General features: G+C 59.5%; 8 protein-coding genes, 1 tRNA gene and 1 pseudogene. 4 read left to right on the plus strand and 6 right to left on the minus strand.

Annotation, left to right across the window (positions count from 1 at the left end; translation table 11 throughout):
- Nucleotides 1–10: 10 nt before the first annotated feature.
- Nucleotides 11–97: transfer RNA gene (locus tag GSVR_RS20820), tRNA-Leu, on the minus strand.
- A gap of 132 nt (nucleotides 98–229) precedes the next feature.
- Between GSVR_RS20820 and GSVR_RS20825 the strand changes: the two genes are divergently transcribed.
- The gene (locus GSVR_RS20825; RefSeq protein ID WP_173195873.1) at nucleotides 230–2,704 is read left to right on the plus strand and encodes a TIGR03960 family B12-binding radical SAM protein; all 2,475 of its coding nucleotides are present in this window, start codon (nucleotides 230–232) and stop codon (nucleotides 2,702–2,704) included.
- Between the two features lie 43 nt (nucleotides 2,705–2,747).
- Nucleotides 2,748–4,271 (plus strand): Rne/Rng family ribonuclease, encoded by a 1,524-nt coding sequence (locus GSVR_RS20830; protein ID WP_173195875.1) that lies wholly within the window; start codon nucleotides 2,748–2,750, stop codon nucleotides 4,269–4,271.
- Between the two features lie 125 nt (nucleotides 4,272–4,396).
- Here GSVR_RS20830 and GSVR_RS20835 read toward each other — a convergent pair whose 3' ends face one another.
- Nucleotides 4,397–4,582 carry a ribbon-helix-helix domain-containing protein gene (locus GSVR_RS20835; protein WP_173195876.1) on the minus strand — a complete coding sequence of 62 codons (186 nt, stop codon included), beginning with the start codon at nucleotides 4,580–4,582 and terminating at the stop codon, nucleotides 4,397–4,399.
- 508 nt (nucleotides 4,583–5,090) lie between these two features.
- Between GSVR_RS20835 and GSVR_RS20840 the strand changes: the two genes are divergently transcribed.
- The gene (locus GSVR_RS20840; RefSeq protein ID WP_173195878.1) at nucleotides 5,091–8,498 is read left to right on the plus strand and encodes a PAS domain S-box protein; all 3,408 of its coding nucleotides are present in this window, start codon (nucleotides 5,091–5,093) and stop codon (nucleotides 8,496–8,498) included.
- Between the two features lies 1 nt (nucleotide 8,499).
- Nucleotides 8,500–9,765: a two-component system response regulator gene (locus GSVR_RS20845; RefSeq protein ID WP_173195880.1), complete on the plus strand. Its 1,266-nt coding sequence runs from the start codon at nucleotides 8,500–8,502 to the stop codon at nucleotides 9,763–9,765.
- 113 nt (nucleotides 9,766–9,878) lie between these two features.
- Here the strand turns inward: GSVR_RS20845 and nifJ are convergent, their stop codons facing one another.
- The 4 genes and pseudogenes from nifJ to sucC all read right to left on the minus strand — a co-directional run bounded on the left by nifJ (nucleotide 9,879) and on the right by sucC (nucleotide 15,820).
- Nucleotides 9,879–13,460, minus strand: a complete 3,582-nt coding sequence (gene nifJ / locus GSVR_RS20850; protein ID WP_173195882.1) for a pyruvate:ferredoxin (flavodoxin) oxidoreductase — start codon at nucleotides 13,458–13,460, stop codon at nucleotides 9,879–9,881.
- A gap of 117 nt (nucleotides 13,461–13,577) precedes the next feature.
- Nucleotides 13,578–13,742 (minus strand): ribbon-helix-helix protein, CopG family, encoded by a 165-nt coding sequence (locus tag GSVR_RS20855; protein WP_173195884.1) that lies wholly within the window; start codon nucleotides 13,740–13,742, stop codon nucleotides 13,578–13,580.
- A gap of 34 nt (nucleotides 13,743–13,776) precedes the next feature.
- Nucleotides 13,777–14,651 (minus strand): annotated as a pseudogene (gene sucD, locus GSVR_RS20860) (succinate--CoA ligase subunit alpha).
- Nucleotides 14,651–15,820 carry an ADP-forming succinate--CoA ligase subunit beta gene (gene sucC / locus GSVR_RS20865; RefSeq protein WP_203978687.1) on the minus strand — a complete coding sequence of 390 codons (1,170 nt, stop codon included), beginning with the start codon at nucleotides 15,818–15,820 and terminating at the stop codon, nucleotides 14,651–14,653. Before sucC ends, sucD begins: the two are co-directional and overlap by 1 nt.
- Nucleotides 15,821–15,961 lie beyond the last annotated feature (141 nt).

The following is a 15,961-nucleotide window of genomic DNA, read 5'->3' on the forward strand; positions in this document are numbered from 1 at the left end:
TCTTTTTAAATGGTGCCCAGGACTGGAATCGAACCAGCACTCCCTTGCGAGAACTAGAACCTGAATCTAGCGCGTCTACCAATTCCGCCACCTGGGCAATGGAATTGATCTTATACCACCACTCCCTCATCGAATGCAAGAAAAAAATTTGGTATTACCCTTCCATTATCCGCTCCGATTTGTTACATTTAAAAATCTACCATTTTTATAAAGGATGGCCAGTATATAGATGAATTTGCTTGCTGTTGAAAAGCCTGCCCGCTACATGGGGGGCGAAATGGGTTCGGTCCGCAAGGAGCAGGCCGAATTGCGCATTGCCCTCGCCTTTCCCGATGTTTACGAGGTAGGGATGAGCCACCTCGGCCTGCGTGTCCTCTACCGCGTGCTCAACCAGGTGGAGGGCATTGCCGCCGAACGGGTTTTCGCACCCTGGCCAGACAGGGAGCGCCAGATGCTGTCGGACGGTGAGGGCCTGGCCACGCTGGAAACCGCCACCCCCCTGGCCGCCTGCGACGTGATCGGCTTCACCCTGCAGTACGAACTCTCCTACACCAATATCCTGAACATGCTGAAACTGGCCGGACTACCGCTTTTCTCCACCGAGCGTGGTACCGGCCATCCGCTGGTAATCGCGGGCGGTCCCTGCGCCTACAATCCGGAACCGCTGGCCCCCTTCTTCGATGCAATCCTGCTGGGAGACGGAGAGGAGGCGGTTCTCGAAATCACCGAGGCGGTTCGGCAGTCGAAGGCACTGGGGGAAGAGCGTCCGGCACTGCTGGAGCGGCTGGCGGCCATAGAAGGGGTATATGTGCCGGGAATGTTCGAACCGCGATACCACGCCGACGGCACTGTGACTGAGATAGTCCCGCTGAGTCCGGACCGCAAAACAGTGCGCCGCCGCTTCTTGAGCAATCTCGACTCCGCGCCTTACCCGAGTGAGCCGGTGATACCGTTCATGAAAACCGTGCATGACCGCGTGGCGGTTGAGATTGCCCGCGGCTGCACCCGCGGCTGCCGCTTCTGCCAGGCAGGCTACATCTATCGCCCGCTGCGGGAGCGCTCCCCTGCCACGGTCCTGGAGCTGGTCCAAAAATCACTGCAGTCCACCGGCTATGACGAGATTTCGCTCTTGTCCCTCTCTACCGGCGACTACTCCTGTGTTTCGCCGCTGCTGTCCGAACTGATGGCCCGCTACGCCCATGACCGGATCGCGGTATCGTTGCCGTCTCTGCGGGTCGGCACCCTGACCGAAGGGCTGATCGAGGAGATCCGCAGGGTGCGCAAGACCGGCTTTACGCTGGCGCCCGAGGCGGGCAGCGAGCGGATGCGCCGGGTAATAAACAAGGGCATCACCGAGCAGGACCTGCTGGAAACCGCCTTCAACGTTTATGGCGCCGGCTGGCGCACCATCAAGCTCTACTTCATGATCGGCCTGCCGGGCGAGACTGCCGAGGACATCACGCAGATCGCCAGCCTGTCGCGACAGGTCAAGGATCAGGGCAAACGCTCGGGCAATCCCGGTGAGGTCAACGTCTCGGTCGGCACCTTTGTTCCCAAGGCGCACACCCCCTTTCAGTGGGAACCCCAGATCTCCGTCGACGAAACCCTGGAGCGCCAGTACCAGCTGCATACCGAGTTGAAGCAGCGCAAGCTGCGCTTCAAATGGCAGGACGCGCCGCTCTCGTTCCTGGAGGGAGTCTTTGCCCGCGGCGACCGCCGCTTGGCTGCGGTGCTGGTGCGGGCCGTGGAACTGGGCTGCCGTTTCGATGGCTGGCGGGAGCATTTTTCACTGGAACGCTGGCAGCAGGCTTTCCGGGAGTGCGGCATCCAGCCGGAGTGGTACCTGCGCCGCAGGGAACTGGACGAAGTACTCCCCTGGGATCACCTGGATTGCGGCGTGACGCGGGAATTCCTGCTCCAGGAGCGCGAGCGCGCCCTGAGCGAAGCGGCGACCGTCGATTGCCGCCACGGCCAGTGCAGCGCCTGCGGCGTCTGCAACTTCGACACGATTGCCAACCGCCTGTCCCACGATTCCGCCCTGCCGGCCCGACTGCAAACCACAGCGCCGGGCGATGATCAGGCCCGGGTGCGCCTGCGGTTTTCCAAGACCGGCGCCATGCGCTATCTGAGCCATCTGGAGCTGCTGACGGTTTTCACCCGCGCCGTCAGCCGCGGAGCCGTACCGATCCTTTTTTCCCAAGGGTTCCATCCCCATCCGCGCTTCTCCTTTGCCACCGCCACGTCGGTGGGGGTCGAATCCCATGCGGAGTACATGGACATGATCGTGGCCGCCGGCATATCGGCTGCAGAGATCCAGCGCCGCCTGAACTCGGCACTGCCGGCAGGCATAAAGGTTCTGGCAGCGGAGATGATCGACCTGAAAGCCCCGGCCCTCTCGGTGCTGATAGACAAAACCCGCTACGCCATAACCTTTGACTCCGCCTGTTCCGATAGCCTGGCCGAACAATGTGTGCAATTCTTGGCACATGATCGCTTTACAGTTCAGAGGAAAAAGAAGGGGGGCGAAACGCAGACCATCGATCTGCGTGCCGAATGCTTTTCCCTGAACGCCTCCGGCGCCACGCTCGACCTGGTCGCCGGTCGCGGCAAACCGCTGGAATTCGCGCGGGCCGTCAGCGGCAATCCCGAGCTCCAGGCGGATGACGTGCGTATCGAGAAGCGCGAGGCCATCTTCAGGGACTGAAATATTGACTGTTTTTTATTTAATCATATAAGAGGTTTCCGCCATGGGCACAGAACTGGTTATCAACGCCACCTCGCATGAGACGCGTATCGCCCTCATCGAAAACGGAGGCATCGCCGAGCTGTACATCGAACGCACGCGGGAGAAGGGCATCGTCGGCAACATCTACAAGGGACGCGTGATCCGGGTATTGCCCGGCATGCAGGCGGCCTTTGTCGACATCGGACTGGAGAAAGCCGCTTTCCTGTATGTGGCCGATGTTTTCGATGCCATCGAGGAATACGAGTCGCTCCTGTACGACGGCAAAAAAGACCACGAGGCGGGCCGGGATCAACCGCCGGGCGCACACCCCGATTTCAGGCCGCTGCACCCGATCGAGGAACTACTCCAGGAGGGACAGGAGCTGCTGGTGCAGATTTCCAAGGAGCCGATCGGCACCAAGGGAGCCCGCATCACCTCCCACATATCACTGCCGGGACGCCACCTGGTCTACATGCCGACCGTCGATCATGTCGGCATATCGCGCCGCATCGAAGACGAAGCCGAGCGGGAGCGCCTGCGCGAGGCGGTGGAGCGCCTCAAGCAACCCGGCTCCGGCTACATCGTCAGGACCGTGTCGGAAGGCAAATCCGATGAGGACCTGCTCTCGGACATGCAGTATCTCTCGACCCTGTGGAGCGAAATCGTCAAGCGCAAGGAAAAGGCTTCGGTCCCCTCCCTGGTGCATTCGGACCTGGACGTGATCCAGAAGGTGGTGCGCGACATCGTTACCGAGCAGGTCGACAAGATCATCGTCGACTCCAAGCCGGACCACGACCGGATTGTGCAGTTCATCACCACCTTCATGCCCAAGATGAAGTACTCGATCGAGCTGTACGACGAGGAAGAGCCGATTTTCGACCATTTCGGCCTGGAGGTCGAGATCAGCCGCGCCCTGGGGCGCAAGGTGTGGCTCAAATCGGGTGGGTACATCATCATCGAGCAGACCGAGGCCTTGACCGCCATCGACGTCAACACCGGCCGCTTTGTGGGCAAGCACAACCTGGAAGACACCATCCTCAAAACCAACCTGGAGGCGGTCAAAGAGATCGCCTACCAGCTGCGGCTGCGCAACATCGGCGGGATCATCATCATCGATTTCATCGACATGGAGAAAGAGGTCAACCGGGAGAAGGTCTTCGCCGCCCTGGAAGAGGCTCTCAAGAGCGATAAGTCCAAGACCAACATTCTGAAAATTTCGGAGCTGGGGCTGGTGGAAATGACCCGCAAGCGGGTCAGGGAGAGCATCGGACGCATGATGTGCGAGCCCTGCCCTTACTGCGAAGGGCGCGGTTACATCAAGTCCAAGACCACCGTCTGCCACGAGATCTTTCGTGAGCTGCGGCGGGAGATGCTCGACATCCGCGGCACCAAGGCCATGGTTTCGGTACACCCCCAGGTGGCGGACCTGCTGTACGACGAGGAACGTCGAGGTCTGGAGGAGCTGGAGAAGAAATTCAAAAAGCGCATTACCGTGCGCGCCAAGCCGGGTTTCCACCAGGAACAGTTCGAAATTCTGATCAACTGATGGCAGACTGAAATTGCCGGAGGCGAGGCAGCTACCGCTGCCTTCCCCGGCATCGGCAAAGGAAAAAGGCGAGGAATATTCCTCGCCTTTTCGTTTTCCTGCCTTTAACGCACTCCTGCAACCTGTCAGGCAGCCTTGCTGTGGGTTTCGATCCGCTCGTAGTTGGCGGTGAAATATTCCATCGCCTCGCGCATGATGTCAGAGATGCTCAGGCGAGTCTTCTCCATGATATTTTCCAGGTGCTCACGCTCTTCGTCGCTGATTCTCATCGAAATAACATTGTAACGCGGATTTTCTCTCATTCTACCCATGACTATTTTCCTCCCGGATCTATATGTGTCGTTCGGCTCTAATGTCGATACCTCCCTTTTTATAGCCATTTCCATGCCAGAAAATAAACAATCTTGATAACCCTGTAATTACAGCAAGTTGAACGCAAAAAAATGTGTAAACAGACCGCGTATACGCAAAAAGTGTGCTCTACATGACACACAATTGGCAATAGTGAGACTTTTTTTCGACATGATGTCACGACGGTTTCAGAGTTCGACACTTCTTGAAGCATTATTCATAAGCCTTGCCCAACCTTTCTCTTGTTGCCGCGCCTGCTCTGGCGTACAATGTGCCGCCACACCGGTGCGGGGCGCACAATGACCATGCTTGTCGGCGTTTCGCGGAAGCATTTCAGCAGCGCCTTTGCGATCCTTCTCCACGGCGGCGACATCGATGCTCGCGGGCACGGGGGTCTTCGCAATGCTGCAGCGTCGATAACAGAAGAGATATAAAAACCGCACCACGGGGATGCGGAAGGAGCGGTGGATGAGCAAAACAGGAGAACAGCCCGGAGCATCGCAGGTTCCTGGCGCCCGGGACTCGGATGAAAGCGCGGTACAGCTCAGGACGATTCTCGATACGGTTATAGACAGCATCATCACGATCGACGATTCAGGCATCATCTCCATGCTGAATCCGGCGGCGGTCAAACTGTTCGGGTACCATCCGGAAGAACTGATCGGCAGAAATGTCAGCATGCTCATGCCGGAGCCGTTCCGCAGCGAACACGACGGCTACCTGAAACGATATGCGGAGACCGGACATGCGCACATCATCAATATTGGCCGGGAGGCGGTCGGGGTTCGCAAGGACGGGACAACCTTCCCCCTCGACCTGGCGGTAAACGAATACTTCATCGCCGGCCGGCGATATTATACCGGTGTCGTTCGCGACATTACCGAACGTAAATCAGCGGAAGAGAAGATCCGAAGACTGGCTTTGGTGGCACAGGTGGCTGAAAACATGGTCGTGATCACCGATGCCTCCGGCGTTATCGAATGGGTGAACCCGGCCTTCACACGGGTAACGGGATACGGTCTCGAAGAGGCCGAGGGCCAAAGGCCGGGACGATTGCTGCAAGGTCCTGAAACTGATCTCGACGCAGTGAACCGGATCCGCACCCGGATCGCGGAGCACGGCGGAATCCGGGCTGAAGTTCTCAACTACGCCAAATCTGGCCGGAAGTATTGGGTTGAACTGAACATACAGCCGGTGTTCGGCGATAACGGGCAACTGGAGAGATTCATCTCCGTTGAACAGGACATAACGGAGCGCAAGGCCACTGATATCCATCTCAGGAAGCTGTCGCGGGTTGTGGACCAGAGTCCGGTGGCCGTAGTGATCACCGATTGCCAGGGACGGATCGAGTACGTAAATCCCCGTTTCTGCCTGCTCACCGGGTACAACGACGAAGAGAGCATCGGCGGCAACCTGCGGATACTCAAATCGGGATTCCACCCACCCGAGTTCTATCAGGAGTTGTGGAGCGCCATTCTCGCAGGGAACGAATGGCGGGGCGAATTCTGCAACAAAAAAAAGGATGGCAGCCTTTACTGGGAAAGCGCACTGATTTCTCCGGTAAGAAACGAACATGGAGAGCTCACGCATTTCGTGGCGGTGAAAGAGGATACCACCGAACAAAAACGCATGATCAAGGAGCTCGAAGAGGCGAAGCTGGCAGCGGATGCCGGCAGTCGGGCCAAAAGCGAGTTCGTCGCCACGGTGAGCCACGAGATCCGTACACCGCTCAACGCGATAATCGGCTTGTCCGACCTGGCCCTCAGAACCGAACTGACGCCGCAGCAGCACGATTACGTCAGGAAAGTCCATACTGCCGGCAAGGCCCTGCTGACAATCATCAACGACATCCTCGATTTTTCCAAGATCGAAGCAGGCAAGCTGGAGATGGAAACGATCGAGTTCGACCTGGAAGAAGTGCTGCTGAATGTCAAGGCGGTCGTGGAGACCTCCGTGTACGACAAGGGCCTGGATCTGCTGCTGGACGTGGCACCCGAACTGCCCGTCAGATTCATGGGGGATCCGGTCCGGCTCGGACAGATCCTGGTCAACCTGGTCAGCAATGCGGTGAAATTCACCGACAAAGGTGAAGTCGGCCTTTCTGTACGGCTTATGGAGAAGAATGCCGAGGGACTGCACCTGCAGTTTTCCGTGCGAGACACCGGCATCGGCATGACTCCGGAACAGACCGAGAAGCTTTTCCAACCGTTCGTACAGGCGGACAGCACCATGACCCGGCGCTACGGAGGCACCGGGCTGGGACTCTCCATCTGCAAACGGCTGGTGGACATGATGAAAGGACGCATGTGGGTGGAAAGCAGCCAGGGTAACGGCAGCACGTTTTCCTTTACCGTCTGCCTGGGTCCCCCCTCTTCTCCGGAGACGCCGAGAGTGATACCGGAACGCCTCAAGGGGCTGCGGACGCTGGTCGTCGAACGCAATCCCGTCACCCGGGCCGCTCTGATACTGATGCTGGAGAGCCTCCAGATGACCGCTGATGCGGCTGATGGTTGCCACGAGGCCTTCGAGTATTTCCCCGGCAAAGCGTATGACCTGGTGATAACAGAGCTGCAGTTGCCGGTGACCGAAGGGATTGAGCATCTGCACCGCTTCAAGGAGGTGGCCGATCCACCCGTCGTCATAGCCCTCACCTCGCTTCGCCGGGAAGAAGACTGGGCTGCCGCGGGCAAGGCGGGCGCCGACCAGGTACTGCTCAAACCGCTGACCATATCGATCCTGTTCCAGGCCATACTGCGAATCTTTTGTCCCGACTGTATGGCCGACCCGGGAAAATCCCACCATGTGGACCGATCTGCCCGGCAACTGAACGACGTGCGCATCCTCGTTGTCGAAGATAACGAGATCAATCAGCAGATCGCACGGGAGCTTTTGACCGCAGCGGGCGCCACGGTACAGATCGCCGGCAACGGTCGCGAGGCGGTCGACCTGGTGGTGTCGGGAAAAGACACCTACGATGCGGTGCTGATGGACATACAGATGCCGGAAATGGACGGATACGAAGCGACGCGGATCATCAGAGGGGATGGCCGTTTCCGCGACCTCCCCGTGATTGCCATGACCGCCCATGCCCTGGCTGAAGAACGGCACATGATCCTCGAGTCGGGCATGAACGATCTTCTTACGAAACCGGTGGACCCGAAAACCATGATCGATGTGCTTGTGCGCTATACCGGGGCCGACACCACCGGAATCGAAGTACCGGCCGTTCATGCCCCGGCAGCGGCGGACCCGGAAGTTCCCGAACTTCCGGGGGTCGACGTGGCCGGCGGACTGCTGCGGGTTGCCGGCAACCGGAAACTGTACCTGCAACTGCTACGTGCGTTCATCGAAAAACAGAGCGACGCCGCGGAAGCCATAGAAAAGGCCTTGCAGGACGGCGATCAACTCCTGGCTCGCCAAGTAGCCCACACGGTCAAGGGTGTGGCCGGCAATATCGGAGCCACGTCTGTTCACTCCTCGGCTGCCGATCTGGAAAAGGCGGTCGGCACCAACGCTTCCCCGGCAGAGGTGCTGCCTGTTTTACACGGCTTCAAGGAGTCACTGGGACATTTTGTCCTGACCTGCAAAAATGCCCTGGCACAGTACGCTGAGCAAGCACCGGAACGTGTGCCGCAACCGGAACCTGAAATCATGGAGAACATCATGGTGCCATTGCGGCAAATGATCTCCGACAACGACAGCGAAGCAAAGGAATACCTGGAAACACATCGGAGGGAATTTTACGCGGCATTTCCGGAACGGCTCATGGACGACCTGAAGCGATGTCTTGCCGTGTACGATTTCGATGGTGCCGGCGAGACCTTTGCAACGCTTACCGCAACCCTGCAGCCGGACAGACACGATCAGGAGATATAGCATGGACGGAAAACATACCGAGCGAAAGACAATCCTGGTAGTCGACGACACTCCCGAAAATATCGATATACTGCGGGAGCTGCTCAAGGTTGACTATACCGTGAAGGCGGCAACAAAAGGGGAGAAAGCAGTCGAGATAGCCCGTACCTCGGCCGTGGATCTCATCCTGCTCGACATCATGATGCCCGGAATGAACGGATACGAAGTCTGCAAGCTCCTGAAGCAGGACAGCCTTACCCGTGAAATACCGGTCATCTTCGTTACTGCGCTCCAGGAAGTCCACAATGAAGCTGAAGGTTTTGCGGCCGGTGCTGTCGATTACATCACCAAACCGATCAGCGCTCCGATCGTATTGGCCCGGGTCAAAACCCATCTGGCGCTGAAGGATGCGCAGGAACGGCTGCATGAGTGGAACAGCAATCTCAAGAAGCGCCTGCTGCAAAGCGTCGCAACTATCCGTGAAAAAAGCCTGGCGCTGGTTTCGACCGAAGAGAAGAGCCCCGGACTGTATGGGTATACGCAGATCGTGGAGATTGTTTCGGGGATATTCGAACGCATGGGCGACCGCCACGGCATCCATGCCCGCACCGTCAGCGAACTTGCCGGTGATGCCGCCAGAAAGCTGAACCTGGGTGCCGAGATGGTTGCCAAGGTCCGACTGGCGGGACTGCTGCACGATGTCGGCAAGATCGGTGCCGAAATCCATGACCAGCCCCACGAAATGTCTTCCGCTGAAGAGGCTGAGTACCGGCAGCATCCGGCCCGGGGGCAGGACATCCTCAAACCTCTGGAGGAAATGCACGATGTCGGCTTGATGATCCGGGGGCACCACGAGGCCTTCAACGGAAGCGGCTATCCCGATGGGCTCAGGGGGGAGGAAATCCCCCTGGGCGCCCGCCTGGTGGCCATGGCCGACTTCATCGAACAGGCAGCCAACTCGGTCAGTGAGCTGCGCGCCGAATATGCCATGACCAAAGTCCGTCTTCATGCCGGTACACTGCTGGATCCGCAGCTGATACCGTATTTTCAGAGCATCACGCGCATTGTCTATTTCGAAAAGGCGACCGTACGGCCGACGGCGGAAGTCCGGGTACCTTACTCAAAGCTGATAGCCGGACTGGCGCTTTCCCGGGACCTCGTCAATACCAGCGGGGTGTTGCTGCTCAAGAAAGGGGACGAGCTCGATCAGGCGGGAATCGGTCTGATCAGACAGAACTTCCAGATGAAACTCCTGCAGGGCGATATCTGGGTGTACGTCGACCAGTAATACCCCCCCTCGCCCGCCCCCGTCGTACAGATCTTCCTGAAATTGAAAAGCCGCACTGTCATTCGACAGTGCGGCTTTTTTCGTGCTTGTGATTACACCGGAACGATGCTGCTTCAGCTCCCTTCGGTTTCGTAGGTCAGCGCTGCCAGTTTCTGATAATAGGCGAAACGGTTGGCGCTCCAGGCGGCAGCCTTCTTCATCAGCTGCTCGGCTGCCTCGGGATTGACCTTTTTCAACACCTTGTAGCGGTTTTCGCCGTAGGCATACTCCTCGAAGCTGGTCGTAGGTGCTTTGCTGTCCAACTGGAGCGGGTTCCTGCCTTGTTCGGCCAGGGTCGGGTTGTAGCGATACAAAGGCCAGTAGCCGGAGGAAACCGCCTTTTTCTGTTCGTCCACGGCGGTGGTCATGTTGATGCCGTGGGCGATGCAGTGCGAGTAGGCGATGATCAGGGAGGGACCGTCGTACGCCTCGGCCTCCATGAAGGCTTTGACCACCTGGCCCGGGTTGGACAGCGAGACGCTGGCCACGTAGACATGACCGTAGGACATGGCGATCAGCCCCAGATCCTTCTTGGCCATGGTCTTGCCGCCGGCGGCAAACTGCGCCACGGCACCGATCGGGGTGGACTTGGAGGCCTGTCCGCCGGTGTTGGAGTAGACCTCGGTGTCAAGCACCAGCAGATTGATGTTCTTGCCGGAAGCGATGACATGGTCGAGACCGCCGTAGCCGATGTCATAGGCCCAGCCGTCGCCCCCTACGCACCAGACCGATTTCTTGACCAGATAGTCGGCCAGTGGCAGCAGTTGCACCGCCGCCTGCTCCGTGCAGCCCACCAGGGCCTGCGTCAGGTCGGCGACTCGTTTGCGCTGGGCTTCGATGCCGGACTGATTCGACTGATCGGCAGCGATGATTTCCTGCATCAGCGGCCGCACCGGCACACAGGCGGCACAGTCGCAGGTGGTCAGCTCTTTCAGCAGCTCCAGAGCCGCCTCGTTGAACTTATCCACTGCCAGGCGCATGCCGTAGCCGAACTCGGCATTGTCCTCGAACAGCGAGTTGGACCAGGCCGGACCGCGGCCGTCGGCGCGCTGGGCCCACGGGGTGGTGGGCAGGTTGCCGCCGTAGATCGAGGTGCAACCGGTGGCGTTGGCGATCATGGCCCGGTCGCCGAACAGTTGGGAGAGCAGTTTCAGGTAAGGAGTCTCGCCGCAGCCGGCGCAGGCGCCGGAGAACTCGAAGATCGGCCGCACCAGCTGGCTGCCGCGCAGGGTATCCAGTTTGAGCAGGGCGGGATCGATGTCCGGCAGCGACAGGAAGAAATCGAAGTTGGCAGCTTCCTGGGCCCGCAGCGGCGGTTGGAAGTGCATGTCCAGCGCCTTGTGATCGGGATTGGCCTTGTCCTTGGCCGGGCAGTTGTAGACGCAGGCCCCGCAGCCGGTGCAGTCTTCCGGGGCCACCTGGATGGTGTATTTCATCCCCTTCAGCTCCGGGAGTTTGCAGTCGGTGGACTTGAAGGTTTTGGGCGCTGCTTCGAGCAATTTCTCGTCATAGGCCTTCATGCGGATGGTGGCGTGCGGACAGACAAAGGAGCAGATGCCGCACTGGATGCAGAGTTGTTCGTCCCAGACCGGGATGTCAACGGCAATGTTGCGCTTCTCGTATTGGGAGGTGGCGGTCGGGAAGGTACCGTCGGTCGGCATGGCCGATACCGGCAGGCTATCCCCCTGGCCGGCGATGATCCGGGCGGTGACGTTCTGGACGAATTCCGGGGCGTTCCCGGAGACAGCCGGCGGCATCCGTAGCGTGCTGGTGGCTGCGGCCGGAACCGCGACTTCGTGGATGTTCTTGAGGGCCTCGTCCACGGCGGCGTTGTTCATGGCAACGACCTTGTCGCCTGCTTTGCCGTAGCTCTTCTTGATGGCGCCCTTGATCTCGGCGATGGCCTGCTCCAGCGGAATGATATTGGAGATTTTGAAGAAGGCGGTCTGCATGATCACGTTGATGCGGGCGCCCAGGCCAAGCTGTTCGGCCAGGCTGATGGCATTGATGACGTAGAATTTCAGCCGCTTGTCGATGATCTGCTGCTGCACTTCCGCCGGCATCTTGTCCCACACCTCGCCGTGCTCGAAAGGGGAGCAGAGCAGGAAGGTGCCGCCCGGCTTGGCCTTGGAAAGCATGTCGTACTTCTCCAGGAAGGTGAAGTTGTGGCAGGCGATGAAGTCGGCGTTATCGATCAGATAGGGGGCATTGATCGCATTTTTGCCGAAGCGCAGGTGCGAAATGGTGATGGTACCGGCCTTTTTGGAGTCATAGACGAAGTAGGCCTGGGCGGAATTGTCGGTGGTCTCGCCGATGATCTTGATGGTGTTCTTGTTGGCGCCCACCGTGCCGTCCGAGCCAAGACCGTAGAACATGGCCTCATAGGTGCCTTCCATGGCGGTGCGGAAGGCGGGATCGTAATCGAGGCTGCAGTTGGTGGTGTCCTCGTTGATGCCCACCACGAAATTCTTCATCGGCTTGGCCTGGTTCAGGTTGTCGAAGACCGCCTTGACCATGGCCGGGGTAAACTCCTTCGAACCGAGCCCGTAACGGCCGCCGACGATCACCGGATAGCCGTCCAACTGGCAGATGCCTTCGGACATGCCCTCGCCGATGGCGGTACGCACATCCAGGTAGAGCGGTTCACCCAAGGAGCCGGGCTCCTTGGTGCGGTCCAGCACCGCGATCTTTTTCACCGTTGCAGGCAGTGCCGCGATGAAGGCCTCCAGCGGGAAGGGACGGTAGAGGCGGATCTTGACCACGCCGATCTTCTCACCCTGTTTGACCAGCGTATCGACGGTTTCCGTGACCGTGTCGGCCCCGGAGCCCATGATGACGATCACCCGCTCGGCATCCGCGGCGCCGTGATATTCCACCAGCTTGTAGGCCCGGCCGGTCAGCTTGGCGAACTTGTCCATCTCCTGCTGTACGATGCCGATGCAGGGGGCATAATACTGGTTGACCGTTTCGCGCCCCTGGAAGTAGACATCCGGGTTCTGGGCCGTGCCGCGCATGACGGGGCGGTCCGGGGAAAGGCCGCGCAGGCGGTGGGCGTTGACCAGTTCGTCGCTGATCATGGCGCGCATATCGTCGAAGGACAGCTCCTCGACCTTCTGAACCTCGTGAGAGGTGCGGAAGCCGTCGAAGAAGTGCAGGAACGGTACCCGCGACCGCAGGGTAGCTGCCTGCGCAATCAGGGCGAAGTCCATCACCTCCTGGACATTGTTGGAGCAGAGCATGGCCCAGCCTGTGGCGCGGCATGACATCACGTCGGAATGGTCGCCGAAGATCGAGAGTGCCTGGGCGGCAATGGCGCGGGCCGAAACGTGAAAAACCGTCGAGGTGAGCTCGCCGGCGATCTTGTACATGTTGGGGATCATCAGCAGCAGCCCCTGGCTGGCGGTGAAGGTGGTGGTCAGGGCGCCGGACTGCAGCGCACCGTGCACGGTCCCTGCGGCGCCCCCTTCGGATTGCAGTTCCGACACCAGCGGTACGGTACCCCAGATATTCTTTTCACCTGCGGCGCTCTTGGCGTCCGATATCTCGCCCATCACCGAGGAGGGGGTGATCGGGTAAATGGCAATGACCTCGTTGGTGGCATGGGCCACGTGGGCGGCGGCGGTATTGCCGTCGATGGTTACAAGTCTGCGAGCCATGATTTCCTCCATCATGCGAATTGACGCAAATCTGCGTTGAATGCGGGAAACCCGCAGCAACGGCAGGATGCCGGCTGCGGGTGCTGTGACTGATACCGTTGCGGGACGGTCTACCCCTCAGGCCCCTTGTTCTGCGGGGTGAAACTGCCGAAGGGCTTCTCTCATCAAGTCGGAGATCTTCCTGTTTGTAGCCTGGGACAGCTCTTCAAGTTTTTCCCGTTCTTTGAGACTGATCCTCAGAGATACCACGTTGTATTTCGGATTTTCCTTGTATCTGCCCATGTCGTTCTTCTCCGCTCCCTATGGTTCGCCCAGTCTAGCCAGGCGTATACACCTTCAGCAGTGCCTGTGCCATATCGGCCGGGCTGGCTGCCACACTGATGCCGCATTCCTCCAAGACCGCCACCTTTTCAGCTGCAGTGCCCTTGCCGCCCGAGATGATCGCGCCGGCATGGCCCATGCGCTTGCCCGGAGGGGCAGTGCGGCCGGCGATGAAGGCGGCTACCGGTTTGGTCATGTGTTCTTTGACGAAACGCGCTGCTTCCTCTTCGGCGTTGCCGCCGATTTCGCCGATCATGATGACCGCTTCGGTGTTGGGGTCTTCTTCGAACATGCGCAGGCAGTCGATGTGGCTGGTGCCGTTGACCGGGTCACCCCCGATGCCGACGCAGGTGGATTGGCCGATGCCCAGGCTGGTGAGCTGCCAGACAGCTTCGTAGGTGAGGGTGCCGGAGCGAGAGACAACGCCCACTTTGCCCGGTTTGTGGATGTAGCCGGGCATGATGCCGATTTTGCATTCGCCGGGGGTGATGATGCCGGGGCAGTTGGGACCGATCAGGCGGGTCCCTTTGCCGGCCATGTAGTGTTTGACTTTGACCATGTCCAGGACCGGGATGCCTTCCGTGATGCAGCAGACCAGTTCGATGCCGGCGTCGACCGCTTCCATGATGGCGTCGGCGGCGTAGGGGGGCGGGACGTAGATGACCGAGGCGGTGGCGCCGGCTTTGTCGACCGCTTCTTTGACGGTGTCGAAGACCGGGAAGCCGTCGATGCTGGTGCCCCCTTTGCCGGGGGTGACGCCCCTACCATCTGCGTGCCGTATTCGCGAGCCCCTTGGGCGTGGAACAGACCGGTGGCGCCGGTGATGCCCTGGGTGATGACTCTGGTGTGTTTGTCGACGAGGATGCTCATCAGTTGGCTCCTTTCACGGCTGCGACGATTTTCTGAGCCGCGTCGGCCATGCCGTCGGCGGTGACTATGTTGAGGCCGCTTTCGGCCAGCATCTGTTTGCCCAGGGCGACGTTGGTGCCTTCCAGGCGGACCACCAGCGGGACTTTGATGCCGACCTGTTTGGCCGCTTCGACGACGCCGGTGGCGATGACGTCGCATTTCATGATGCCGCCGAAGATGTTGACCAGGATGCCTTTGACGTTGGCGTCCGAGAGGATGATTTTGAAGGCTTCGGTGACCCGTTCGATGGTGGCTCCGCCGCCGACGTCCAGAAAGTTGGCCGGGTCGCCGCCGTAGTGTTTGATGATGTCCATGGTGGCCATGGCCAGGCCTGCGCCGTTGACCAGGCAGCCGATGTTGCCGGTAAGCGAGATGTAGGAGAGGTCGTATTGGGAGGCTTCGATTTCGTTGTGGTCTTCTTCGTCGTAGTCGCGCAGGTCGGCGATTTTGGGATGGCGGAAGAGGGCGTTGTCGTCAAAGCCGAATTTGGCGTCCAGGGCCAGGAGGTTGTTTTCGGCGGTGACCACCAGGGGGTTGATTTCTAAAAGCGAGCAGTCGCAGGCGATGAAGGTGGTGTAGAGCCCTTCCAGCAGTTTGACCGCTTTGTTGATCAGTTTGCCGTCCAGGCCGAGGCTGAAGGCGATTTTGCGGCACTGGAAGGGGGTCAGGCCCACCAGGGGGTCAACCGCTTCCATGAAGATTTTCTCGGGAGTTTTGGCAGCCACTTCCTCGATGTCCATGCCCCCTTCGGTGGAGGCCATGACCGTGACTTTGGAGGTGGCGCGGTCCACCAGCAGGCTGACGTAGAGTTCGTTGGCGATGTTGCAGCCTTCTTCCACCAGGACCCGTTTGACCAGTTTGCCTTCCGGTCCGGTCTGGTGGGTGACCAGGGTCATGCCGAGCATCTCGCGGGCCAGGTCGCGCACTTCGTTGGGGGTGCGGGCCAGTTTGACTCCGCCACCTTTGCCGCGGCCGCCGGCATGGATCTGGGCCTTGACCACCCAGGGGCCTTCTCCCAGGCGCTTGGACCATTCACGCGCGCTGGCGCTGTTGTAGATGACATGGCCGTCGGGAACGGGCACGCCGAAACTCCTCAATATCCCTTTCGCCTGATACTCGTGAATATTCATGCTTCCTCCCCGGGTAAAGTGGTTATTCCCTGTGCTAAATCAGGAATGTATGCCTTATGGACCTCGACCACATCGAGTGCAATGCATCTGCGCTGGAACATCCTCATACTGATCCTACCCGTCGCAGCGCACCCTACAGTA

Origin of the sequence: Geobacter sp. SVR (assembly GCF_016865365.1) — a bacterium.
GTDB lineage: Bacteria > Desulfobacterota > Desulfuromonadia > Geobacterales > Pseudopelobacteraceae > Pelotalea.

What these genes read in the sequence shown, in the direction of transcription:
- sucC (WP_203978687.1), bottom strand. Translation starts at nt 15,820, where the DNA reads ATGAATATTCACGAGTATCAGGCGAAAGGGATATTGAGGAGTTTCGGC.
- GSVR_RS20830 (WP_173195875.1), top strand. Translation starts at nt 2,748, where the DNA reads ATGGGCACAGAACTGGTTATCAACGCCACCTCGCATGAGACGCGTATC.
- GSVR_RS20840 (WP_173195878.1), top strand. Translation starts at nt 5,091, where the DNA reads ATGAGCAAAACAGGAGAACAGCCCGGAGCATCGCAGGTTCCTGGCGCC.
- GSVR_RS20835 (WP_173195876.1), bottom strand. Translation starts at nt 4,582, where the DNA reads ATGGGTAGAATGAGAGAAAATCCGCGTTACAATGTTATTTCGATGAGA.
- GSVR_RS20845 (WP_173195880.1), top strand. Translation starts at nt 8,500, where the DNA reads ATGGACGGAAAACATACCGAGCGAAAGACAATCCTGGTAGTCGACGAC.
- GSVR_RS20825 (WP_173195873.1), top strand. Translation starts at nt 230, where the DNA reads ATGAATTTGCTTGCTGTTGAAAAGCCTGCCCGCTACATGGGGGGCGAA.
- GSVR_RS20855 (WP_173195884.1), bottom strand. Translation starts at nt 13,742, where the DNA reads ATGGGCAGATACAAGGAAAATCCGAAATACAACGTGGTATCTCTGAGG.
- nifJ (WP_173195882.1), bottom strand. Translation starts at nt 13,460, where the DNA reads ATGGCTCGCAGACTTGTAACCATCGACGGCAATACCGCCGCCGCCCAC.